This window comes from Mesorhizobium sp. NPDC059054 (genome assembly GCF_042739215.1).
Lineage (GTDB): Bacteria > Pseudomonadota > Alphaproteobacteria > Rhizobiales > Rhizobiaceae > Mesorhizobium.
Genome location: NZ_JBHYHV010000003.1, coordinates 282,440 through 303,847 on the forward strand (window position 1 = coordinate 282,440; position 21,408 = coordinate 303,847).

The 21,408-nt window shown below is 64.1% G+C and carries 21 protein-coding genes; 12 read left to right on the forward strand and 9 right to left on the reverse strand.

What is annotated here, in order from left to right; all coding sequences use genetic code 11:
* Nucleotides 1-111 precede the first annotated feature (111 nt).
* From ACFWXH_RS14765 to ACFWXH_RS14810, 10 genes are all read left to right on the forward strand, one after another.
* On the forward strand, nt 112-1,041 hold the full coding sequence (locus ACFWXH_RS14765) for a LysR family transcriptional regulator (RefSeq protein WP_054312491.1): 930 nt from the start codon (nt 112-114) through the stop codon (nt 1,039-1,041).
* A gap of 106 nt (nt 1,042-1,147) precedes the next feature.
* Complete coding sequence (locus ACFWXH_RS14770; RefSeq protein WP_054312492.1) at nt 1,148-1,627, forward strand: formate dehydrogenase subunit gamma; 480 nt, start codon at nt 1,148-1,150, stop codon at nt 1,625-1,627.
* A complete protein-coding gene (locus ACFWXH_RS14775; RefSeq protein ID WP_379121418.1) occupies nt 1,624-3,180 on the forward strand; it encodes a formate dehydrogenase beta subunit in 1,557 nt (518 codons plus the stop codon). Before ACFWXH_RS14770 ends, ACFWXH_RS14775 begins: the two co-directional genes overlap by 4 nt.
* A gap of 10 nt (nt 3,181-3,190) precedes the next feature.
* The gene (fdhF, locus tag ACFWXH_RS14780; RefSeq protein WP_379121420.1) at nt 3,191-6,103 is read left to right on the forward strand and encodes a formate dehydrogenase subunit alpha; all 2,913 of its coding nucleotides are present in this window, start codon (nt 3,191-3,193) and stop codon (nt 6,101-6,103) included.
* Nucleotides 6,104-6,136: 33 nt separating this feature from the next.
* A complete protein-coding gene (gene fdhD, locus ACFWXH_RS14785; RefSeq protein WP_379121422.1) occupies nt 6,137-6,961 on the forward strand; it encodes a formate dehydrogenase accessory sulfurtransferase FdhD in 825 nt (274 codons plus the stop codon).
* Nucleotides 6,951-7,265: a formate dehydrogenase subunit delta gene (locus ACFWXH_RS14790; RefSeq protein WP_379121424.1), complete on the forward strand. Its 315-nt coding sequence runs from the start codon at nt 6,951-6,953 to the stop codon at nt 7,263-7,265. Before fdhD ends, ACFWXH_RS14790 begins: the two co-directional genes overlap by 11 nt.
* A 120-nt stretch (nt 7,266-7,385) precedes the next feature.
* Nucleotides 7,386-8,939 carry an alpha/beta fold hydrolase gene (locus ACFWXH_RS14795; protein WP_379121426.1) on the forward strand — a complete coding sequence of 518 codons (1,554 nt, stop codon included), beginning with the start codon at nt 7,386-7,388 and terminating at the stop codon, nt 8,937-8,939.
* A gap of 109 nt (nt 8,940-9,048) precedes the next feature.
* Complete coding sequence (locus ACFWXH_RS14800; protein ID WP_379121428.1) at nt 9,049-9,522, forward strand: carboxymuconolactone decarboxylase family protein; 474 nt, start codon at nt 9,049-9,051, stop codon at nt 9,520-9,522.
* A gap of 80 nt (nt 9,523-9,602) precedes the next feature.
* The gene (locus ACFWXH_RS14805) at nt 9,603-9,965 is read left to right on the forward strand and encodes a nuclear transport factor 2 family protein (RefSeq protein ID WP_379121430.1); all 363 of its coding nucleotides are present in this window, start codon (nt 9,603-9,605) and stop codon (nt 9,963-9,965) included.
* A gap of 110 nt (nt 9,966-10,075) precedes the next feature.
* A complete protein-coding gene (locus ACFWXH_RS14810; RefSeq protein ID WP_379121432.1) occupies nt 10,076-10,390 on the forward strand; it encodes a hypothetical protein in 315 nt (104 codons plus the stop codon).
* 134 nt (nt 10,391-10,524) lie between these two features.
* Here ACFWXH_RS14810 and ACFWXH_RS14815 read toward each other — a convergent pair whose 3' ends face one another.
* From ACFWXH_RS14815 to ACFWXH_RS14850, 8 genes are all read right to left on the reverse strand, one after another.
* The gene (locus tag ACFWXH_RS14815) at nt 10,525-11,952 is read right to left on the reverse strand and encodes a gamma-aminobutyraldehyde dehydrogenase (RefSeq protein WP_379121434.1); all 1,428 of its coding nucleotides are present in this window, start codon (nt 11,950-11,952) and stop codon (nt 10,525-10,527) included.
* 111 nt (nt 11,953-12,063) lie between these two features.
* Complete coding sequence (locus tag ACFWXH_RS14820) at nt 12,064-12,879, reverse strand: ABC transporter permease (RefSeq protein WP_379121436.1); 816 nt, start codon at nt 12,877-12,879, stop codon at nt 12,064-12,066.
* The gene (locus ACFWXH_RS14825; RefSeq protein ID WP_054312506.1) at nt 12,869-13,843 is read right to left on the reverse strand and encodes an ABC transporter permease; all 975 of its coding nucleotides are present in this window, start codon (nt 13,841-13,843) and stop codon (nt 12,869-12,871) included. The genes ACFWXH_RS14820 and ACFWXH_RS14825 overlap by 11 nt, the downstream gene beginning before the upstream one ends.
* Complete coding sequence (locus ACFWXH_RS14830; protein ID WP_379121438.1) at nt 13,840-14,838, reverse strand: ABC transporter ATP-binding protein; 999 nt, start codon at nt 14,836-14,838, stop codon at nt 13,840-13,842. The genes ACFWXH_RS14825 and ACFWXH_RS14830 overlap by 4 nt, the downstream gene beginning before the upstream one ends.
* A gap of 183 nt (nt 14,839-15,021) precedes the next feature.
* Nucleotides 15,022-16,182 (reverse strand): ABC transporter substrate-binding protein, encoded by a 1,161-nt coding sequence (locus ACFWXH_RS14835; protein WP_379121440.1) that lies wholly within the window; start codon nt 16,180-16,182, stop codon nt 15,022-15,024.
* 142 nt (nt 16,183-16,324) lie between these two features.
* A complete protein-coding gene (locus tag ACFWXH_RS14840) occupies nt 16,325-17,236 on the reverse strand; it encodes a LysR substrate-binding domain-containing protein (protein WP_054312508.1) in 912 nt (303 codons plus the stop codon).
* A 39-nt stretch (nt 17,237-17,275) separates the two neighbouring features.
* Entirely contained in the window at nt 17,276-17,893 is a 618-nt protein-coding gene (locus ACFWXH_RS14845) for a DedA family protein (protein WP_379121442.1), read from the reverse strand.
* Nucleotides 17,890-18,489, reverse strand: a complete 600-nt coding sequence (locus tag ACFWXH_RS14850; RefSeq protein WP_054312657.1) for a class I SAM-dependent methyltransferase — start codon at nt 18,487-18,489, stop codon at nt 17,890-17,892. The genes ACFWXH_RS14845 and ACFWXH_RS14850 overlap by 4 nt, the downstream gene beginning before the upstream one ends.
* A 205-nt stretch (nt 18,490-18,694) precedes the next feature.
* Here ACFWXH_RS14850 and ACFWXH_RS14855 point away from each other — a divergent pair, with 205 nt between their 5' ends.
* Nucleotides 18,695-19,369: a response regulator transcription factor gene (locus ACFWXH_RS14855; RefSeq protein WP_054312510.1), complete on the forward strand. Its 675-nt coding sequence runs from the start codon at nt 18,695-18,697 to the stop codon at nt 19,367-19,369.
* A complete protein-coding gene (locus ACFWXH_RS14860; protein WP_379121445.1) occupies nt 19,366-20,766 on the forward strand; it encodes a sensor histidine kinase in 1,401 nt (466 codons plus the stop codon). Before ACFWXH_RS14855 ends, ACFWXH_RS14860 begins: the two co-directional genes overlap by 4 nt.
* Before the next feature lie 20 nt (nt 20,767-20,786).
* Here the strand turns inward: ACFWXH_RS14860 and ACFWXH_RS14865 are convergent, their stop codons facing one another.
* Nucleotides 20,787-21,356 (reverse strand): TetR/AcrR family transcriptional regulator, encoded by a 570-nt coding sequence (locus ACFWXH_RS14865; RefSeq protein ID WP_054312512.1) that lies wholly within the window; start codon nt 21,354-21,356, stop codon nt 20,787-20,789.
* Nucleotides 21,357-21,408 lie beyond the last annotated feature (52 nt).

The following is a 21,408-nucleotide window of genomic DNA, read 5'->3' on the forward strand; positions in this document are numbered from 1 at the left end:
GCTCTTTGGTCTGACGCAATTCCTGACGGCGTTCCTTCGCATTGCCGATAGGGCATTTCCTACCCGCCCGTATGGTTCAATCCGGTCGGGAAATGCTCTAGTTTTCGGCGCATGATCGACAAGCTCGAATTTTTCATAGCCCTGGCCCGCGAAGAGCATTTTGGGCGCGCGGCCGAGATGTGCGGGGTGACCCAGCCGACATTGTCGGCCGGCATCAAACAGCTGGAAGACCAGCTCGGCGTCATGCTGGTGAAGCGCGGATCGCGTTTCCAGGGGCTGACGCCGGAAGGCGAACAGGTGCTGACCTGGGCGCGACGCATCGTCAGCGACACGCGCTCGATGAAGGAGGAGATGCGGGCGGCCAAGCACGGCCTTTCCGGCCGCATCCGAATCGCCGCCATTCCGACCGCGCTTGCCATGGTGGCGAGGCTCACCACGCCGTTCCGCGAAAAACATCCCGGCGTCACCTTCTCGGTGCTGTCGCGCACCTCGATCGAGGTGCTGTCGCTGCTCGGCAATCTCGATATCGATGCCGGCATCACCTATCTCGACAACGAGCCGCTCGGCCGGGTGACCAGCGTGCCGCTTTATGACGAGCGCTATCAGCTGATCACGGCGGCAGGCACCGAATATTCCGATCGCGGAGAAGTGACCTGGGAGGAGGTGTCGAGCCTGCCGCTCTGCCTGCTCACGCCCGACATGCAGAACCGCCGCATCATCGACCAGCATCTGGCGGACGCCGGCGTGCAGGTGCGCCCGACGCTGGAAAGCAATTCCATGATCGTGCTGTTCTCGCACATCCGCACCGGAAAATGGTCGTCGATCATGCCGCTCAACCTCGCGGAAACATTCGGCTTTTCCGAACCGATCCGGGCGATCCCCATCGTCGACCCGGACGCGCGCCACGCCGTCGGACTGGTGACGGCGCCGCGCGATCCGCAGACGCCGCTGGTGCAGGCGCTGCTGGACGAGGCGACGACGCTGGCAGGCAATCTGCGCCGCGAGGCCGAGGCTAAGCTCCGATCGAACCTTAATCGATAGAAAATTTTTATCATACGACGAAACAGCTTTATTGATTCCAAGGGTTTGCATCGCATTTAATAGGGAGAAGGCGCCCAATAGGGCGCGGTGTCAGGGAGGGCGCTGCATGTCGTTGCAGCCTGCAAGTACCGAGATAGCGGCGCGAACCGCCGCGGTGATCAGCGAGATGAAGGGCCTCGAAGGTCCGCTGTTGCCGATCCTGCACGGTGTCCAGGAAGAGTTCGGCTACGTGCCGCAGGAAGCGTTGCTGGTGATTGCCGACGCGCTCAACCTTTCCCGCGCCGAGGTTCACGGCGTCGCCACCTTCTACCACGACTACCGCAAGCAGCCCGCAGGCCGGCATGTGCTGAAGCTCTGCCAGGCCGAAGCCTGCCAGTCGATGGGGTCCGACGCGATCGCGGCCAAGGTCAAGCAGGCCCTCGGCGTAGGCTTCCACGAGACGGCCAAGGACAATTCTGTTACACTGGAGCCGGTCTATTGCCTCGGACTGTGCGCCTGCGCGCCGTCGGCGATGCTGGACGGCCAGGTTATCGGCAGGCTGGACGACGAGGCGATCGACGAGATCGTCGCGGAGGTACGTCGATGAGCGCGACCATCTACATCCCGGGCGATTCGGGCGCGCTGGCGCTCGGCGCCGAAAAAGTTGCCAAGGCGGCTGCCAAGGAACTGGCGGAGCGCGGCATCGCCGCGAAGATCGTGCGCAACGGCTCGCGCGGCGCCTATTTCCTGGAACCGATGGTCGAGGTGGAGACGGCTGAAGGCCGCCGCGCCTACGGCCCGGTGAAAGCTGCCGACATCAAAGGCCTGTTCGATGCAGGCTTCCTCACCGGTGGCCAGCACAGGCTGGCGCTCGGCGATCCGGAAGACATCCCGTTCTTCGCCAAGCAGACACGGCTGACCTTCGCCCGCTGCGGCATCACCGACCCCGTGTCGCTGGAAGACTATGAAGCGCATGGCGGCCTCGACGGGTTGCGCAAGGCCGTGGCCATGGCGCCCCTCGACATCGTCAAGCAGGTCACCGAGTCCGGCCTGCGTGGACGCGGCGGCGCCGGCTTCCCGACCGGCATCAAATGGAAGACGGTGCTGGATACGGCGGCGGACCGCAAATACATCGTCTGCAACGCCGACGAAGGCGACAGCGCCACCTTCGCCGACCGCATGATCATGGAAGGCGACCCGTTCGTGCTGATCGAAGGCATGACGATCGCCGGCATCGCCACGGGCGCCACCAAGGGTTTCGTCTATATCCGCTCGGAATATCCGCATGCGGTGGCGACGATGAACAAGGCCGTCGAAGTCGCCCGCAAGGCCGGCGTGCTGGGAGCCACGGTGCTCGGCTCGCCGAACGCCTTCGACATCGAGATCCGTGTCGGCGCCGGCGCCTATGTCTGCGGCGAAGAGACCTCGCTGCTGAACTCGCTCGAAGGCAAGCGCGGCGTGGTACGCGCCAAGCCGCCGCTGCCAGCGATCCAGGGCCTGTTCGGCAAGCCGACGGTGATCAACAACGTAATCTCGCTCGCTTCCGTGCCGATCATCATGGACAAGGGCGCGGCGTTCTACAAAGACTTCGGCATGGGCCGCTCGCGCGGTACGATCCCGATCCAGATCGCCGGCAACGTCAAGCATGGCGGCCTGTTCGAGATCGCCTTCGGCCTGTCGCTCGGCGAGATCGTCGACGAGATCGGCGGCGGCACCCGTTCGGGCCGGCCGGTGAAGGCCGTGCAGGTGGGTGGGCCGCTCGGCGCCTATTTCCCGCGCGAGCTGTTCGACACGCCGTTCGACTATGAAGAATTCGCCAAGCGTGACGGCCTGATCGGCCATGCCGGCATCACCGTGTTCGACGACACCGCCGACATGCTGAAGATGGCGCGCTTCGCCATGGAATTCTGCGCCATCGAAAGCTGCGGCAAGTGCACGCCCTGCCGCATCGGCTCGACACGCGGCATGGAGGTGATCGACAGGCTTGCCGCCGGCATCGAACCGGAAAAGAGCCTCGCGCTGGTGACCGACCTCTGCAACACGATGAAGTTCGGATCGCTGTGCGCGCTGGGCGGCTTCACGCCCTATCCGGTCATGAGCGCGATCACCCATTTCCCCGAGGATTTCAAGCCGGCGCCTGCGCGCGTGGCTGCGGAATAGGAGCTGGCAGATGAACATCAAGGCCGACTTCCCGACACTTATCGAAGAAACCGACTACGGCACGCCGGAGTCCAGGGCTGAAAAGCAGGTCACGCTGACCGTCGACGGCCGCAGCATCACCGTGCCGGAAGGCACCTCGATCATGCGCGCAGCGATGGAAGGCGGCGTCGAGATCCCGAAGCTCTGCGCCACCGACATGCTGGACTCGTTCGGTTCCTGCCGCGTCTGCCTGGTCGAGATCGAAGGTCGCGGCGGCACGCCGGCCTCCTGCACGACGCCGGTCGGCGAAGGCATGGTCGTGCACACGCAGACCGATCGACTCGACGCCATCCGCCGCGGCGTCATGGAGCTCTACGTCTCCGACCACCCGACCGGCTGGAACGAAAAGGCCGGAACCGGCGCCAGCGAATTCGACGCGGTGGCCAAATCGGTCGGCCTTGCCGAGAACCGCTACGGTGTCGAAGGCCGCAACCACGTTCATGAGAACGGCGTTGCTCCCGGCCACGGTTCGCTGGCGGTCGACTACATCGCCCGCGACGAAACCAACCCCTATTTCAGCTATGATCCGGCACAGTGCATCGTCTGCTCGCGCTGCGTGCGGGCCTGCGAAGAAGTGCAAGGCACCTTCGCGCTGACCATCGAGGGCCGCGGCTTCGAATCGCGCATGGTCGCCGGCATGCACGAGGACTTCATCGCCTCCGAATGCGTGTCCTGCGGCGCCTGCGTGCAGGCCTGCCCGACGGATGCGCTGCGCGAAAAGGCGGTGCTGGAAAAGGGCATGCCGGAGCGCTCAGCCGTCACCACCTGCGCCTATTGCGGCGTCGGCTGCTCGTTCAAGGCCGAGGTGAAGGATGACGAGGTCATCCGCATGATGCCTTACAAGGACGGCAAGGCGAACCATGGCCATTCCTGCGTGAAGGGCCGCTTCGCCTATGGCTACGCCACCCACAAGGACCGCATCCTCTCGCCGATGATCCGCGAAAAGATCACCGATCCGTGGCGGGAAGTGAGCTGGGAAGAGGCGATCGCCCATACTGCAAATGAATTCCGCCGCATCCAGTATCAATATGGACGCGGCGCCGTCGGCGGCATCACCTCGTCACGCTGCACGAATGAAGAGACCTATCTCGTGCAGAAGCTGGTGCGCCAGGGCTTCCTCAACAACAATGTCGACACCTGTGCCCGCGTCTGCCATTCGCCGACCGGCTATGGCCTCGGCCAGACCTATGGCACTTCCGCCGGCACGCAGGATTTCGACTCGGTCGAATACACCGATGTCGCCGTCATCATCGGCGCCAACCCCGCTTCCGCCCATCCGGTCTTCGCCTCGCGGCTGAAGAAGCGGCTGCGCCAGGGCGCCAAGCTGATCGTCATCGATCCGCGTCGCACCGAGATGGTGAAGTCGGCGCATATCGAGGCGGCGTATCACCTGCCGCTGAAGCCCGGCACCAATGTCGCCGTGCTGACATCGCTCGCCCATGTCATCGTCACCGAGGGCCTGTTCGACGAAGCCTTCATCCGTGAGCGCTGCGACTGGGCGGAGTTCCAGGACTGGGCCTCGTTCGTCGCCCTGCCCGAAAACAGTCCTGAAGCCGTCAGCAAGCTGACCGGCGTCGATCCGGAGCTGGTTCGCGGTGCTGCCCGCCTCTATGCCAAGGGCGGCAATGGCGCGATCTATTACGGCCTCGGCGTCACCGAACACAGCCAGGGCTCGACCACGGTGATGGCGATCGCCAACCTCGCCATGGCCACCGGCAATATCGGCCGCCAGGGCGTCGGCGTGAACCCGCTGCGCGGCCAGAACAATGTGCAGGGCTCCTGCGACATGGGTTCCTTCCCGCACGAGCTGCCCGGCTACCGCCATATCTCCGGCGAGGCGGTGCGCGACATCTATGAGAGCCTGTGGGGCGTGAAGCTGGACGATGAGCCCGGCCTGCGCATCCCCAACATGCTGGACGCAGCCGTCGACGGTTCGTTCAAGGGCATCTACATCCAGGGCGAGGACATCCTGCAGTCCGACCCCGACACCAAGCATGTCGCCGGTGGCCTTGCCGCCATGGAATGCGTGGTCGTGCACGATCTCTTCCTCAACGAGACCGCCAACTACGCGCATGTCTTCCTGCCGGGCTCGACCTTCCTGGAAAAGGACGGCACCTTCACCAATGCCGAGCGCCGCATCAACATGGTGCGCAAGGTGCTGGAGCCGAAGGCGCGTTACGCCGACTGGGAAGCGACGCAGGAGCTCGCCCGCGCCATCGGGCTGGACTGGAACTACACGCATCCGTCTCAGATCATGGACGAGATCGCCAAGACGACACCGAGCTTTGCCGGGGTTTCCTTCGAACTGCTCGACCGTGTCGGCTCGGTGCAGTGGCCCTGCAACGAAAAGGCACCGCTCGGCACGCCGATCATGCATGTCGACGGTTTCGTGCGCGGCAAGGGCAAATTCATCCGCACCGAATATGTGGCGACGGACGAGCGCACCGGACCGCGCTATCCGCTGCTTCTGACCACCGGCCGCATCCTCTCGCAGTACAATGTCGGCGCGCAGACCCGGCGTACCGAGAATTCCATGTGGCATTCGGAGGACCGTCTGGAAATCCATCCGCACGACGCCGAGAACCGTGGCGTCCGCGACGGCGACTGGGTGCGGCTTGCAAGCCGTTCGGGTGAAACGACGCTTCGCGCTCTGATCACCGACCGCGTCTCGCCGGGCGTTGTCTACACGACGTTCCATCACCCTGACACGCAGGCCAACGTCATCACGACCGACTTCTCGGACTGGGCGACCAACTGTCCGGAATACAAGGTCACGGCCGTGCAGGTGGCGCCGTCCAACGGTCCGACCGAATGGCAGAAGGACTACAATGAGCAGGCCCGCCAGAGCCGGCGCATCAAGGGTCACCTCGAGGCGGCGGAGTGAGGACAACGTCGACCTCCCACTGAGGGCTGCACCATGATCCGCCCCGCCACCACGTCGACCACCCGCATTGCCCGCCGTGCCGGCGGAACCAAGGCGGCTGCGCGCATGGTGCCAGAGGAAACACCGGTCGCGCTTTCCTATGCCGGAACCACCCATGCGGTGATGATGGCTTCGCCGGCCGACTTCGAGGATTTCGCGCTCGGCTTTTCGCTGACGGAAGGCATCATCGGCTCGCCCGACGAAATCGAATCCGTCGAGGTGCAAGACGTCGAGGCCGGCATCGACATCCAGATCCGGCTGAAGGACAAAGCGAACACGCGCTTCGAGGCACGGCGCCGACGGCTGGCAGGTCCGGTCGGCTGCGGATTGTGCGGCATCGAATCGATCGAGGAAGCGATGCGCTCGGTCGACGCCGTCGACACTTCCAAGCTCACGCTGAGCGCCGACGACATCACCGGCGCGGTGAGGGCGCTTTCGAAGCAGCAGCCGCTGCATGCCGAGACTGGCGCCGTGCATGCCGCAGGTTTCTACCTGCCAGGCAAAGGCATCGTTGCTGCGCGAGAAGACGTCGGCCGTCACAACGCGCTGGACAAACTGGCAGGCGCATTGGCCAAGGCCGGTGTCGACGGCAGCAGCGGCGCGGTCGTGGTCACCTCCCGTGTCTCTGTCGAGATGGTGCAGAAGACGGCGGCGATCGGCTCACCCTTCATCATCGCCGTCTCGGCGCCGACAGCGCTTGCCATCCGCACCGCCGAGGCAGCCGGCATGACGCTGGTGGCGCTGGTGCGCGGCGACGAATTCGACATCTTCACCCGCCCGGAGCGGGTCAGCAGTGGAGTTTCCCAACATGTCGCATGACGAGGATCATGTCGCCTCCACCAGCGAGAAGCTGGTGCGCATGGCCAACCAGATCGCGAGCTTCTTCCATTCCAAGTCGCGGGAGGAAGGTGTAACGGGCGTGGCCGAGCACATCAACAAATTCTGGGAGCCGCGCATGCGCCGGCAATTCTTCGAGATGCTGGACGCCGATCCGGCGGACTTCGATGAATTGGTGGTCGCCGCCTCGGCCAAGATCAAGCGTCCGTTGACGCCGGAGCAGGCCGACAAGAACCTCGGTTACATCAGGTCAAAGGGAGCCGAAGGCGCTGTGCCGCTCAAATAAGAGCTGCGGCATGCCGTCGGCCTCATAAATCTATTTTCAGTCTCTAAAATTTGTCTGCGCGCCCGGTCGCGTTCTCTGCTATGGTTGACGACCCTATCGTCTGGCCGGCGGGACAATTGCGTGAGGCCAATCGAGACCAGATACGCGCGTAGCGGGGATGTGCGGATCGCCTATCAGGTGGTCGGACAAGGCGCGCTCGACCTCGTCTTCGTGCCGGGCTTCATCTCCAATCTCGACCTGCAATGGGAAGACGAGGGTTACAGCCGCCTGCTCAAACGGCTCTCCGCCTTCTCGCGACTGATCCTGTTCGACAAGCGCGGCACCGGCCTATCCGACCGCGTCGACAGCCATCGCCTGCCCAGCCTCGAAACCCGCATGGACGACGTGCGCGCGGTGATGGATGCCGCCGGCAGTGGCCGCGCGGCACTGCTCGGCGCCTCGGAAGGCTCGCCGATGGCGATGCTATTCGCCGCCACCTATCCGGAGCGGATAAAGGCGCTGGTTCTCTATGGCGGCTATGCACATTTCCACAAATGGGTGATGTCGCCGGAGCGTCTCGAAACCTTCCTCGAAACAGCCGAGACCTCGTGGGGCACTGGTGCCACCTTGCCCAATTTCGCGCCGGGGCGGCTGGACGACACGCATTTCATCCAATGGTGGGCACGGTTCGAGAGGTTGTCGGCCAGTCCAACCGCGGCTGCGGCTCTTGCCTGCATGGATGCAGGGATCGATGTGCGCAGCATCCTTTCGTCGATCGGCGCACCCACGCTGCTCATCCACCGCCGCAACGACGTGCGCGTCGACCCGCAGGCCAGCCGCTTCCTCGCCAGGAAGATCCAGGACGCCCACCTCATCGAGATAGCCGGGCGCGACCATCCGGTCTGGACCGGGGACGTCGACCGAGTGTCCGACCTGATCGAGGAATTCCTGACCGGTCAACCGGCAGTGGCGGACACCGAGCGCGTGCTCGCTGCGCTGCTGGCAACGCGCATCTACGACACGGCCAGGCTCGGCGACCGCATGTGGAGCGAGCGGAGCCAGCGCTTCCACGAGACATGGCGGCTGCTGGTCGGCCGCCACGGAGGACGCGTCGCCGGCACGCATGGCGAGCTGATGATTGCGCGCTTCGACGGGCCTGCACGCGCCATACGCTGCGCGGCGGCGTTGCGCGAAGCGGCGCAGCAGATCGGGGTGGCCAGCGCGCAGGGCGTCCACGTCGGAGAGATCGAATTGCGCGGCCTGCCAGCCGGCCTGACGGCACGGGTCACAATGCAACTCGCCACCCATGCCGGGCGCGGCGACATCATCGCCTCGCGGCTCGTCGCCGAACTTGCGGTGGGCTCCGGCCTCCATTTCGTCGACGCAGGCCGCGTCAGCTTGGAGGAGCTGGGCGAGCCGCTGCCGGTGGTCCAGGCAACCTCGGAACAGCATCTGGAACCGGCCTGCCGTTCCAAGGCCAAGCCCGTGGAGCCGGCGGCGCTGACGGCGCGGGAAAGCGAGGTGGTGAGCCTGATCGCCGACGGCAAGAGCAACGCGGCGATCGCCGCCGAACTGAAGCTCAGCGAGCATACGGTGAAGCGACACGTCGCCAACATATTGCTCAAACTCGACCTGCCGTCGCGGGCGGCAGCGGCGGCCTTTTCGGCCCGGCATGCTGGCCCGGACGGGCCATGAGAGCCATGGCGCTTTCGAGCGAAGCGCTCGGGGCGCCTTGAGGATTACGATTTGTCTCCATGCAGGCCAGGCGATCTCGCCGTTACGGCGCTGCGAAATGGAGGATGAAATGCTGAGACTGATTGGCAAGACCGGATTGCTGACATTGGCGGCAGCAGCACTGCTGGCCGTCACACCGGCGCGGGCCGAAGATGCTTCGGCAACCGCAGCCTACAAGGACATCCAGGCCACGCTCGGCTCGGTGCCCGACATGTTCAAGACATTGCCGGACGTGGCCGTGGCCGGCGCCTGGGCCGAGATCAAAGGGGTCCAGCTCAATCCCAACACCGCGCTCGACGGCAAGACCAAGGAACTGATGGGGCTCGCGGTGGCCGCACAGATCCCCTGCCAGTACTGCATCTACTTCCACACGCTGGCGGCCAAGGCCAATGGCGCGAGCGACGAAGAGATCAAGGAGGCCGTGGCGATGGCGGCGATCGTGCGCCACTGGTCGACGATGCTCAACGGCAGCCAGGTCGACCTCGCCACCTTCAAGAAGCAGACCGACGAACTGCTCGCCGCCGCCAAGGCGAAGTCGCAGTGATTACAGGCCGCCCGGCGATGGGCGCCGGGCAGCATCCGATCAACTCGAACACCCCAGTCAAACGGGTATGGAGATGAAAAATGCTGACCAGGACAAAAGCAGTGGATGGCGCGGCGATCAAGAAGGCGATCGAAGGCCGCGACGGCAAATTGCTGTCGAGCTTCTACGCCGACGATGCGCTGGTGCGGGTGATCGACCGCAACAATCCGCCGAGCAAGCCGCGCGAAATTCGCGGCCGCGCGGCGATCAGCACCTTCTGGGACGACATCTGCAGCCGGGCCATGACCCACAAGGTCGACACCACCATCGCCGAGGGCGACAGCCTCGCCTTCACCCAGGCCTGCGCCTATCCAGACGGCACGAAGGTGTTCTGCGCGGCGACACTTGAGCTGAAAAACGGTCTCATCGCGCGGCAGACGGTCGTGCAGGCCTGGGACGAGTAGACCAACGGGGGAGCCTGCCCATCCCGATCCCATCGGGATGGGGCTCTGTTTCAGCGGTCGAGCACGATCTTTCCGTGTTCGAGCCGCAAAATCGCGGGAGGAAAACCAGCATGTTCAGCGCCAGATGGCAGATCGACGCCAAATTCGGGCACAAGCAGACCGTGCTTGAGCTGATGCGGAAATGGGAGCGCGAGATCGGCTCCCAGGTCGATATCGCCGAGCTCAAATTCCAGATCATGACCGGATCGATCGGCGCGCGCGAGGCGACGATCGAGACGCATCACCAGGTCGAGAGTCTCGCTCGACTGGAGGAGTTCTTCGCCAAGATCGCCAAGATCGACGCCCACGCCAAGTGGGGCAAGGAGATAGAGCCCTATGTCGTCTCGGGCTCCAGCCTCTGGCAGATCTTCCGGGTGGTGGAGTAGTGCTCTTTCCTTCTCCCCGTGAACGGAGAGAAGGTCCCTAGAGCGTTTCCGTTTTTCACGGAAACGCGGAAACGCTCTAACTTTTTGTTACGCAATTCCGGACGGAAAACCGCTACACTTTTCCTGGAATTGCACTATCCGTGCGCCACCATCACGTGGCGCACGGCGGTGTAGTCCTCCAGCGCATAGACCGACATGTCCTTGCCATAACCGGATTGCTTGAGACCGCCATGCGGCATCTCGTTGGTCAGCATGAAGTGGGTGTTGATCCAGGTGCAGCCATATTGCAGGCGGGCGGCGATGGCCATGGCGCGCGAGATGTCCTTGGTCCACACTGACGAGGCAAGACCGTAGTCGCTGTCATTGGCCCAGCCGACCGCCTCATCGACATCCGAGAAGCGGGTGATCGACACAACCGGCCCGAACACCTCGCGGCGCACGATCTCGTCATCCTGCAGGGCGCCGGCGACGACGGTCGGCTGGAAGTAGAAACCCGAGCCCTCGCCCGGCTTGCCGCCGGTGGTGATCTCGATGTGCTTCAGCTCCGAGGCCCGCTCGACGAAGGAAGCGACGCGGTCACGCTGGCGCCGCGAGATCAATGGTCCGATCTCGTTTTCGGTATCGTCCGCCTGATCGAATTTGATGGTCGATACCGCCGACGAAAGCTGCGAGACCAGCTTGTCGTAGATCTTCTTGCCGGCATAGATGCGGCAGGCGGCGGTGCAGTCCTGGCCGGCATTGTAATAGCCGAAGGCGCGCAGGCCGGTGACGACGGCGTCGAGATCGGCATCGTCGAAGACGATGACCGGCGCCTTGCCGCCGAGTTCCAGATGGGTGCGCTTGACTGACTTGGCGGCTGCCTGCAGCACCTTCTTGCCGGTGGCGATGTCGCCGGTGATCGAGATCATGTTGATCTTGGGATGATTGATGAGCGGGCTGCCGACGCTTTCGCCACGGCCGAGCACGACGTTGACGACGCCCTCCGGCAGGATGTCGGCCAGGATGCGGGACAGTTTCAGCGCGGTGAGCGGCGTCTGCTCCGATGGCTTGAACACCACGGTGTTGCCGCCGGCGATGGCCGGCGCCAGCTTCCACGCCATCATCATGAGCGGATAGTTCCAGGGCGCGATCGAGGCGACGATGCCGATCGGGTCGCGGCGGATCATCGAAGTGTGGCCGGGCAGATATTCGCCCGCCACCTGGCCCGGCATGGAACGCACCGCACCGGCGAAGAAACGATAACAATCGACGATGGCCGGGATCTCGTCGTTCAGCACGGCATTGATCGGCTTGCCGCAGTTCAGCGCCTCGAGTGCCGCGAATTCCTGCGCCTCGGCCTCGATACGGTCGGCAATCTTGAGCAGGTAGGCGGAGCGCTGCGCCGGCGTGGTGCGCGACCACGTGGCGAAAGCCTTCTCGGCTGCCGCGACGGCGCGCTCGATCTGCGCCTCGCTCGCCTCGGCCAAGCTGAGGATGGTGGCGCCGGTACGCGGGTTCAGCACGGCTTCCTCGGCCTCGGCGCCCTTTTCGAACGCGGCACCGATCAGCATTTCAGTGTCCATGATGGTAACTCCCTTTCTTGGGTGAATAGGGAGTAGTCAGTAGTGAGCAGTGGTGACTGCCGCGGATGCGGATATCCCTACTCACTATTCCGTACTCACTACTCACTGATTTCATTTTCCCGCCCCCGCGACCTGGTCGCCGTCGCGGGTGAGGTAATAGGCAAGCAGGATGGGCAGCAGCGTCACCAGCACGACGACCATGGCGACGACGTTGGTGACCGGGCGCTGGCGCGGCCTGATCAGTTCCTCCAGCATCCAGATCGGCAGCGTCTGCTGCTGGCCGGCGGTGAAGGTGGTGACGATGACCTCGTCGAAGCTCAGCGCGAAGGCGAGCATGCCGCCGGCAAGCAGAGCCGTCGCGATGTTGGGCAGCACGACATGCCGGAAGGTCTGGAAACCGTCGGCGCCGAGATCGTAGGACGCCTCGATCAGCGAACCCGAGGTGCGGCGGAAGCGGGCGACGGCGTTGTTGTAGACCACCACCACGCAGAAGGTGGCGTGGCCGAGCACGATCGTCCAGAACGAGAAAGGTATCTCGGTCAGTGCAAAGGCCGAGCGCAGCGCGATGCCGGTGATGATGCCGGGCAGCGCGATCGGCAATATGACCAGCAGCGACACCGTTTCGCGGCCGAAGAAGCGTGAACGCGAGACAGCCGCCGCACACAGGGTGCCGAGGACAAGGGCAACCAGCGTCGAGATCGCCGCGACGCGGACCGAAAGCGACAGCGCCTCCCACACATCGGGCCGATTCCAGGTGACGGCGAGCCATTGCGTGGTGAGGCCGGGCGGTGGCCACTGGTAGCTCTTCTCTTCGGTGGTGAAGGCATAGATGAAGATCAGCAGGATCGGCAGGTGCAGGAAAAGCAGGCCGCAGGTGGCGGCGATCTTCAGGCCGAGCGGGGCCGACTGGCTACGGTCAGAGCGCATCGAAAGCCCCCATGCGCTTGGCGCCCCACAGGTAGAAACCCATGATGACGATGGGCACCACCGCGAAGGCGGCGGCCAGCGGGATGTTGCCGGCGGTGCCTTGCTGCGAATAGACGGCCTGGCCGATGAACAGGCGCGACGTGCCGATGATCTGCGGCACGATGTAGTCGCCCAGCGTCAGCGAGAAGGTGAAGATCGAGCCGGCGACGATGCCGGGCAGCGCCAGCGGGAACAGAACATTGCGAAAGGTTTGTCCCGGCGAGGCGCCGAGATCCGACGAGGCCTCGACCAGATTGCCGGGCACACGTTCCAGCGCTGCCTGCATCGGCAGGATCATGAACGGCAGCCAGACATAGACGAAGGCGATGAAGGTACCGGTCGCCGACACCGACAGCGAGTTGCCGCCGACATAAGGCAGCGCCAGCCAACCGTCGAGAAGCCAGAGCAGGTGCAGTTTGGCGAGCAGCCAGGTGAGGATGCCTTCCTTGGCAAGGATCAGCTTCCAGGCATAGACCTTGACGAGATAGCTCGACCACAGCGGCAGCATCACCGCCAGGTAGAACAGCGCCTTCCAGCGGCCCTGCGCGTAGCGGGCGGCGTAATAGGCAATGGGAAATGCGACCGCGATGGAGGCCAGCGTCACCAAGGCCGCCATCGTCACCGTACGCACGATGATGTCGAAATTCGCAGGCTGCAACAGATCGGCATAGGTCTTCAGCGTGAACTGCCGGTTGATGAGGCCCGAGAATTCGTCGATCGAGAAGAAGCTCTGCAACAGCAAGGCAAGCAGCGAGCCGATATAGACGACGCCGAGCCAGAGAAGCGGCGGCATCAGCATCAGCACGAGCAGGAAACGGGGCCGGCGCCAGAACAGATCGGACAGCGCTCCCAGCATGCCGCCGCGGGCGGGCAGGATCGCCGAGACAGGCGCATCGCGCGTTGCGGTGACGGAAGCGATGCTCATGGCGCTTCGTCCATCAGGTGGATGGCGTCGCGGTTGAAGGTGAAGGCCACCGCGTCGCCCTGCTCCGGCACCGCCGTGCCCGATGGCACGCTGGCATGCAGGCGCAACCCTTCCGTGTCGAGCGCCAGCCGCGTGGCGGCGCCGAGATAGGAGACGCCGGAAACCCGCGCCTGAATGGCGTCACTGCCCGTCTCGCGCGTGATGCAGATCGCCTCCGGACGCAGGCTTCCCCAGCGGCGCTGGCCTGCGTAACGCTGCACGAAATCCGGCGGCAGCACGTTGGAGGAGCCGACGAAATCGGCGACGAAACGTGTCTTCGGGCGCTGGTAGATTTCCTGCGGCGAGCCCACCTGCATGATCCTGCCTTCGTTGAAGACGGCGACACGGTCGGCCATCGACAAGGCCTCACCCTGATCGTGAGTGACGAAGACGAAGGTGATGCCGAGCGCCTTCTGCAGCGACTTCAGTTCTTCCTGCATGTTCTCGCGCAGCTTGAGATCGAGCGCGCCGAGCGGCTCGTCGAGCAGCAGCACCTTGGGCTGGTTGACCAGCGCGCGCGCCAGAGCGACACGCTGGCGCTGGCCGCCGGAGAGCTGGCCCGGACGGCGCGCGCCATAGCCCGGCAATTGCACGAGCGCCAGCGCCTCTTCCGCGGCCTTCAGGCGCTCGGCCTTACCGATACCCTTGACCATCAAGCCGTAGGCGACGTTGTCGAGCACGTTGAGGTGCGGGAACAGCGCATAGTCCTGGAAGACGGTGTTCACGTTGCGCCGGTAGGGCGGCACACCCTCGGCCCGTTCGCCGAAGATCGAGATCGTGCCGGCGGTGGGCTGCTCGAAACCGGCGATCAGGCGCAGGCAGGTCGTCTTGCCCGAACCGGAAGGGCCGAGCATGGCGAAGAACTCGCCGGCGGCGATATCGAGGTCGAGCGCGTCGACGGCTTTTACCGCGCCGAAGTGACGGGCCACTTTCTGGAAGGAAACAGCTGGGGTCATCTCATCTGCGATCATTGTTTCGAACGATCATGCCTAACCTGGCGGCTCGACAGCCGTTGGGCAGACGCGGTCACCTCCCATCACGGGGAGGCTGCGCCAAAGGGCGGGTGAAAGCTCAGGTCCGCGCGGCTCCCGACCCGCCCCTCAGGGGCGATCCTCCCCGATTACGGGGAGGGAGGGAGATCAACGCCCGCCGATGACGCCGATGTAGTCCGAGACCCAGCGATAGTAAGGCACGCACTGGTCGTTCTGGCTGGCGCATTTCGAAGTCGGGGTGCGCCAGAACTTGATCTTCTCGAACTGGTCGTAACCGTTGGTCTTGCAGCCTTCGTCGGTCAGCAATTCATTGCCCTTGCAGGCGGCCGGCACGACGGGGAGCGAGCCGAACCAGGCCGAGACATCACCCTGCACCTTCGGCGACAGCGAATGCTCGAGCCACATATAGGCGCAGTTCGGATTGGCGGCGTCGGCTTCCATCATGGTGGTGTCGGCCCAACCGGTGGCGCCCTCTTCCGGGATGGTCGAGGCGACCGGCTGCTTGGCGGCAACCAGCGTGTTCACCTGGAACGGCCACGAACCCGAGGCGACGACGCCTTCGTTGCGGAAGTCGTCGACCTGGATGGCGGCGTCGTGCCAGTAACGGCCGACCAGAGTGCGCTGCACGCGCAGCAGGTCGAGTGCCGCCTTGTACTGGTCCTCGCTCAATTCGTACGGGCTCTTGATGCCAAGGTCGGGCTTGTGCGCCATCAGGTAGTTGGCGGCGTCGGCGATATGGATGGGGCCGTCATAAGCCTGGACGCGGCCTTTGTTGGACTTGCCGTCGGAGAGCGTCTGCTCCTCGAAGACGACATTCCAGCTCTTCGGCGCTTCCTTGAAGACGTTGGTATTGTACATCAACACGTTCGGGCCCCATTGGTAGGGCACGCCATAGTGCTTGCCATCAACCGTAAACCAGGGTGCATCCTTGATGCGGTCGTCGACCGTCTTCCAGCTCGGGATAAGGTCGGTGTTGATGGGCTGCACGCGCTTGCCGGCAACGAGGCGCAGCGAAGCGTCGCCGGAGGCGGTGACGAGGTCGAAACCGCCCTCGTTCATCAGCGAAACCATCTCGTCGGAGGTGTTGGCGGTCTTGACGTTGACCTTGCAGCCCGACTTCTTCTCGAAATCCGAGACCCAGTCATAGGCCTTGTCGGTTTCGCCGCGTTCGATGTAGCCCGGCCAGGCGATGATGTTGAGCTGGCCTTCGCCCTTGCCGACTTCCTTCAAGGCTTCCTGCGCCACGGCCTGACCGGCAAAGGTCAGCGCGATCGTCAGGGCGGTGCATGATTTGAGGAAAGAATTCATCGTCGTCTCCCATCTCAGGGGCCGCGCTCTGACGGCGGCTTCGCTCCCTGCAATGGAAGGTGTCTTGAAAAAGCCGCTTTCGCAAATTCATTTATCAGAAAGGCGATATCGGTTTTTCCGATAGCTTATGACCTTCCCGCGACTATTGCCGCTGCCGGATGGTGCGCTGGGACTGCGCGATGCCGATGAAGTCGCGCGCCGGCTGTGCCAAAGCCGAGCCACGGCGCCAGACCATGCCGACCTGGACCACGGGCAGCGAGCCGGAAACATCACGCGATTCAATACGATCGCCTTCCAGCGACCATGGGCGATAGATCAGGTCCGGCAGCAGGGCCACGCCCGCGCCGGTGGCGACGAGACTGCGCACGGCCTCCACAGAACGGGTGCGGAAAGCGACATGCGGCCTGGCGCCGATCGCGGCCAGAAGCTTGCCGGTGTTCTCCTCGATCTCGTCGATTGTCAGCATGATCAGCGGTTCGCTCACGATGTCGCCGACGCCGATGATATCGGCACCGGTCAGGCGATGCCCGAGCGGCATCCACAGGCGATAGGCCGAGACCTCGAGGATTTCCGATTGCAGCGCGGTGCGGTCGCGCAGGTTCGAAATCACCATCACCGCGACGTCGAGCTTGCCGCCGACCAAAAGGTGTTCGAGGTAATCGCCATTGTCCTCGATCGCCGAAATATCGACGCTGGGATAGGCGCGGCGATAACGCGCCAGGATGTCGGACAGGACATAACCCGCAACCAGCGAAGTGACGCCGAGCTGCAGGCGGCCCTTGGTCTGTTCCTGCTCGCCGAGGAAGGTGCGGCGCGCATCCGACACGTCGGACAGGATCTTGGTTGCGTGGCGCAGGAACTGGTGCCCCTTGTGCGTGATGTTGAGGCCGCGTGAATGGCGCTCGAACAGCTCGACGCCAAGGTCGCTCTCCAGCTCCTTGACAGCTTCGGTGACGGAAGATTGCGAAATGGACAGTTTCTGCGCGGCCCGCGAGACCGAACCCTGGTCCGCGACGGCGACGAAGAACTGAAGCTGCCTGAGCGTGAATGCCATGCACCAAATAACCACGGGCGCCGGCAGGAAGAAAGGTGCTCAGCCGCCGGCCAGTTCAGCACGGCGGCGGCGCATCGTCCGATACCGCAAGGCAAGAAAGAACGTCGCTTCCACCAGCACGACGACGGCGATGATGCGGAAGCCGATGGAAACCAGGTTATGGTCACCACCGCGCAGCAGATAGCCAATGAGCAGGAACGACGAATTCCAGATCATCGCGCCAAGCAGCGTAGCCGAGGCAAAAGGCAGGATAGCCAGCCGCAGCGCACCGGCACCGATGCCGAGATAATTGCGCACCGTTGGAATGAGCTGCGCCACCAGCGAAGCAGCAAAAGCCCTGCGGCGATAGGCTTCGGCCAGCTTGCGATAGGTTGCAAGCGGCAGAAAGACATATCTGCCGAAGCGGCCGACCAGCGCTTCCGCACGCGCTTCGCCGAGGCGGCGGCCCATCATGTACCAGAACAGCGAGCCCAGGGTGGACCCGGCGACGGTGATCGCCAGCAGCAACTCCAGCCGATCGAGACCCGGCGCCGCCGTCATGCCGAGGAACAGCAGCACGATGTGTGACGGCGGCGCCGGAAAGATCTTCTCGACCGACGCGACACAGAACACACCGAGAAGCCCGGAACCCAGGACGACCTGCAGCGATCCGGTCACGCGTAGCGCCAGTCGTACGACTTGACGATCGGAATGCGGCTGATGCGGTAGACCGTGGCCGGCGGGAAATTGCGCAGCGTATGGCCGACACGACTGGCCTTCAGATCGAGCTGGTCGAGCATGCTCTGGTCGATCGGGCAGCGCAGGCCGAGCGTGAACTGATAAAGAGAGGCACCTGGCCGCAGATTGGCGAAAACGCCTTCCAGGATCAGTCGCGTGCGGCGCGGCGAGATCAGCCGGAACGGCAGGCCGCTGACAGCGGCACCCACCACAGGCCCGTTGTAGAGCGCCAGGTGGCGCAAGCCGGTGGCGTCCATTTCGAAGATGCGCGCCGCGGGGAAGCGCTTGGTGAGCATGGCGGCAAAATCGCTGTCGGCTTCGACCAAAGTCAGATCCTGTTCGCGCACGCCGCGCTCGATCAGGGCCCGCGTGAAGGGGCCGGTACCGGGTCCAAGTTCCAGCACGGGACCGGTATCCGGGCCGATCTCGCGGGTCATGAGCCCAGCCAGGGTGGAGCCCGAAGGCGCGACCGATCCGATCCTGAATGGCGCCGCCGCCCAGGCCATCAGAAAGGAGAAGGCGTCGTTGGTGTGCATATCAATCCTCGATCCGAAATCGAACTGCCGGCGAATCGAACGCCAGCCGATGCAGCGCTGTTTGCTGCCGCTGGATTGCATAAACATTGCGGAAATTGGCGCTCCGGTATGAAAAACGCGTTCTGGACACTCACATCGTTTTGCCATGTTTACGCAATGTTGAGGTCGTAGCCCGCCGTGACGAGCTCCATCACAAGAGACGACAATGCGTATCCTTCTGGTCGAGGATGAACAGGAAATGGCTTCGGCGCTGCGCGTGGCGCTCAAGCGTCACGACATGGTCACCGACCATGCCGCCTCGCTTCTCGAGGCTGAAGACTTCGTGGCGACCGACAGCTACGACGCGATCCTGCTGGACCGCCAGCTGCCCGACGGCGACGGGCTTTCCCTGGTGACCAAGCTGCGGGCCGGAGGCAGCGCCACGCCCGTGCTCGTCCTGACGGCGCGCGGCGACACCGCCGACAAGGTTGACGGGCTGAATGTCGGCGCGGACGATTATCTGGCCAAGCCCTTTGCCTTCGAGGAACTGATGGCCAGGCTGCGCGCGTTGCTGCGCAGGCCGGCGACGGTGCATTCCCAGGTGATCCGTGCCGGCGACCTTGCCTTCGACGTCGGCCACCGCGAGGCCAGCATCCGCGGCGAGCCGATGGCCTTGCCGAGACGCGAATTGCTGGTGCTGGAGGCGCTGATGCGGCGCATGGGCCGCATGGTGCAGCGCGAGTCCCTGATGGAGGCGGTGTTCGGCCTCGACGACGAAATCCAGTCCAACGCCCTCGACACGCACGTCTCGCGCCTGCGCCGCAAACTGGCCGAGGCCGGCGTCGGGGTGACGATCAACGGGGTGCGCGGTGTCGGCTACCTCCTGCGCGAAACCTCATGATCTTCCGTAAGCCCCGCCGCCCCCGCTCGCTGAAATGGAGCCTGGTGCTGCGCATAGCGCTGCTTCAAGGCATCCTGATCACGCTGCTCGTCCCCCTGCTGATCGTCGCCCTCATCTGGTTCGGCGTGGCCAGCATGAACGACTATGAAGGCGGCACCGCCGACGTGATCAAGGACGCGCTGACCCGCGATGCCGGCGGCAAGCTGGCGCTCAAGCCGACGCGTGAACTCCAAGAGTTGCGCCGAACGGAAAAGGGCCTCTGGTATGTCGTCCGCGACAAGCAGGGTAACGTGCTAAAGGAAGGTACGATCCCGCCGGCACTCGCCCCATTCGCGAGCCAGCTCGACAACATCAGCGAGGCGCGCTTCTCATGGAAGATGGGGAAGGTCGACCGGCCCGCGGGCATCGTGGTGTGGGAGGACAACACTGGGGCGGGAGCGGTGCAGATCCTGGCCGGCACCGAAGGCCGGCTTTCATGGAGCCGCCTGGCATTTGCCGCCTGGGACTTCTTCCTGGTCGTCATCCTGCCGGTGGCCGGCGTCATGGCGCTGGCGACACTGTTCGTGACGCCCTGGGTCGTGCGTGGCGCCCTGCGTGGGCTTGGGGCGGCGGCAAGCGAAGCCGGACAGATCGACATCGACAAGCGCGGCGTGCAGTTGCCCCTCAAGGGCGTACCGATGGAGGTGACGCCGCTGGTCAATGCCGTGAACGAGGCACTGGTGCGGCTGGACAATGGCTATGAGCGCCACCGCCGCTTCCTTACCGATGCCGCGCATGAGCTGCGCACCCCGGTGGCCATCCTCAACACCCGCGTCGCTTCCCTGCCGCCGACGCCGGAACGCGCGCGTGTGCTGCGCGACGCCGCCCGGCTTTCCACACTGACCGACCAGTTGCTCGACCTGCAGCGGCTCGGGCGCCAGGTCGATCGTTTCACGAAGGTCGATCTCGTTGAAATCGCCCGCAGCGTCGTCGTCGACATGGCGCCGATCGCCTTTTCATCCGGCTATGAGATGGCTTTCGAGCCTGCCGTCGAGAAGCTGTCAGCCACCGGCGATCGCGCCTCGATCGAACGTGCAGTGACCAGCCTCGTTCAGAACGCCATCGAACATGGCGGCAATCGCGGCAAGATCACCATCAGCGTCTTCAGGCCGGCCGCAATCGAAATCCTGGACGAAGGCGAAGGCGTGCCCGAGGACGAGCGCAAGAAGATCTTCCAGCCATTCTATCGCCTGCGTCCGCATGACCATGGCGCCGGGCTCGGCCTCAACCTGGTGCAGGAGATCATGCAGTTGCATGGCGGCCGCATCGAGGTGCTGGACGGCTTTCCGGGCGCGCTGTTCAGGATGACGTTTCCAGAACGACAGAAGGGAGCCGCGACGTCGCGGGGAGCATGTTGATGTGGACGTGCCGATACGCCCTAGTTGAGGGCGGGGGCAGGAACCGGCGTCAGGTTGCCCCTGGCCACCGACAGGAGCGAGGAAACCAGCGACTGGCGCTCCTGTTCCGAAAGGACCTGGAAATCGAACAGGCTGGCGCTGCGCATGCCTTCGACCGCGAAATAGGTGAGAAGCAGAGCCTTGAAATCGGGGGTTTCCGCTTTCAACCGGTCGAACAGCTCACGCTGGAAGATGCGGATGGGCGCGAGGAAATCCGGATTTTCGGCAATCGCCGAGAAAATCCAGGCGGAAGGCGGCTGGTCTTCCTCGAACTTCTTCGCGGAGAGTTTCACATAAGCCGCCAGGAGATTGCCCTGGGCACAGTCCCGCCTGGCCGTTTCCAGCGCTTCCTGGAACTCCTGCAGGTGATGCTCGACCAGTGCCTGCATCAGCTTTGCCTTGGTTGGAAAATTGTAGAGAAGGCCGCCCTTGGAGACGCCGGCGCGTTGTGCCACGGCATCCAGCGACAAATTGCCCGGTCCCGACTCACGCGCCACATCGGCAGCGGCTGCCAGGATTTTGTCGCGTGAGTTTGCTCGTGGTTTCTTCATCTCTGTCGCCTATAAGACACACTAGACCCAATTGACAAGACCGTCCAGACGG

Coding starts and splice junctions, on each gene's coding strand:
- fdhF (WP_379121420.1), top strand. CDS start 3,191: ATGAACATCAAGGCCGACTTCCCGACACTTATCGAAGAAACCGACTAC.
- ACFWXH_RS14835 (WP_379121440.1), bottom strand. CDS start 16,182: ATGAATTCTTTCCTCAAATCATGCACCGCCCTGACGATCGCGCTGACC.
- ACFWXH_RS14865 (WP_054312512.1), bottom strand. CDS start 21,356: ATGAAGAAACCACGAGCAAACTCACGCGACAAAATCCTGGCAGCCGCT.
- ACFWXH_RS14860 (WP_379121445.1), top strand. CDS start 19,366: ATGATCTTCCGTAAGCCCCGCCGCCCCCGCTCGCTGAAATGGAGCCTG.
- ACFWXH_RS14815 (WP_379121434.1), bottom strand. CDS start 11,952: ATGGACACTGAAATGCTGATCGGTGCCGCGTTCGAAAAGGGCGCCGAG.
- ACFWXH_RS14765 (WP_054312491.1), top strand. CDS start 112: ATGATCGACAAGCTCGAATTTTTCATAGCCCTGGCCCGCGAAGAGCAT.
- ACFWXH_RS14830 (WP_379121438.1), bottom strand. CDS start 14,838: ATGACCCCAGCTGTTTCCTTCCAGAAAGTGGCCCGTCACTTCGGCGCG.
- ACFWXH_RS14825 (WP_054312506.1), bottom strand. CDS start 13,843: ATGAGCATCGCTTCCGTCACCGCAACGCGCGATGCGCCTGTCTCGGCG.
- ACFWXH_RS14770 (WP_054312492.1), top strand. CDS start 1,148: ATGTCGTTGCAGCCTGCAAGTACCGAGATAGCGGCGCGAACCGCCGCG.
- ACFWXH_RS14805 (WP_379121430.1), top strand. CDS start 9,603: ATGCTGACCAGGACAAAAGCAGTGGATGGCGCGGCGATCAAGAAGGCG.
- ACFWXH_RS14840 (WP_054312508.1), bottom strand. CDS start 17,236: ATGGCATTCACGCTCAGGCAGCTTCAGTTCTTCGTCGCCGTCGCGGAC.
- ACFWXH_RS14820 (WP_379121436.1), bottom strand. CDS start 12,879: ATGCGCTCTGACCGTAGCCAGTCGGCCCCGCTCGGCCTGAAGATCGCC.
- ACFWXH_RS14850 (WP_054312657.1), bottom strand. CDS start 18,489: ATGCACACCAACGACGCCTTCTCCTTTCTGATGGCCTGGGCGGCGGCG.
- ACFWXH_RS14810 (WP_379121432.1), top strand. CDS start 10,076: ATGTTCAGCGCCAGATGGCAGATCGACGCCAAATTCGGGCACAAGCAG.
- ACFWXH_RS14790 (WP_379121424.1), top strand. CDS start 6,951: ATGTCGCATGACGAGGATCATGTCGCCTCCACCAGCGAGAAGCTGGTG.
- ACFWXH_RS14855 (WP_054312510.1), top strand. CDS start 18,695: ATGCGTATCCTTCTGGTCGAGGATGAACAGGAAATGGCTTCGGCGCTG.
- ACFWXH_RS14800 (WP_379121428.1), top strand. CDS start 9,049: ATGCTGAGACTGATTGGCAAGACCGGATTGCTGACATTGGCGGCAGCA.
- fdhD (WP_379121422.1), top strand. CDS start 6,137: ATGATCCGCCCCGCCACCACGTCGACCACCCGCATTGCCCGCCGTGCC.
- ACFWXH_RS14775 (WP_379121418.1), top strand. CDS start 1,624: ATGAGCGCGACCATCTACATCCCGGGCGATTCGGGCGCGCTGGCGCTC.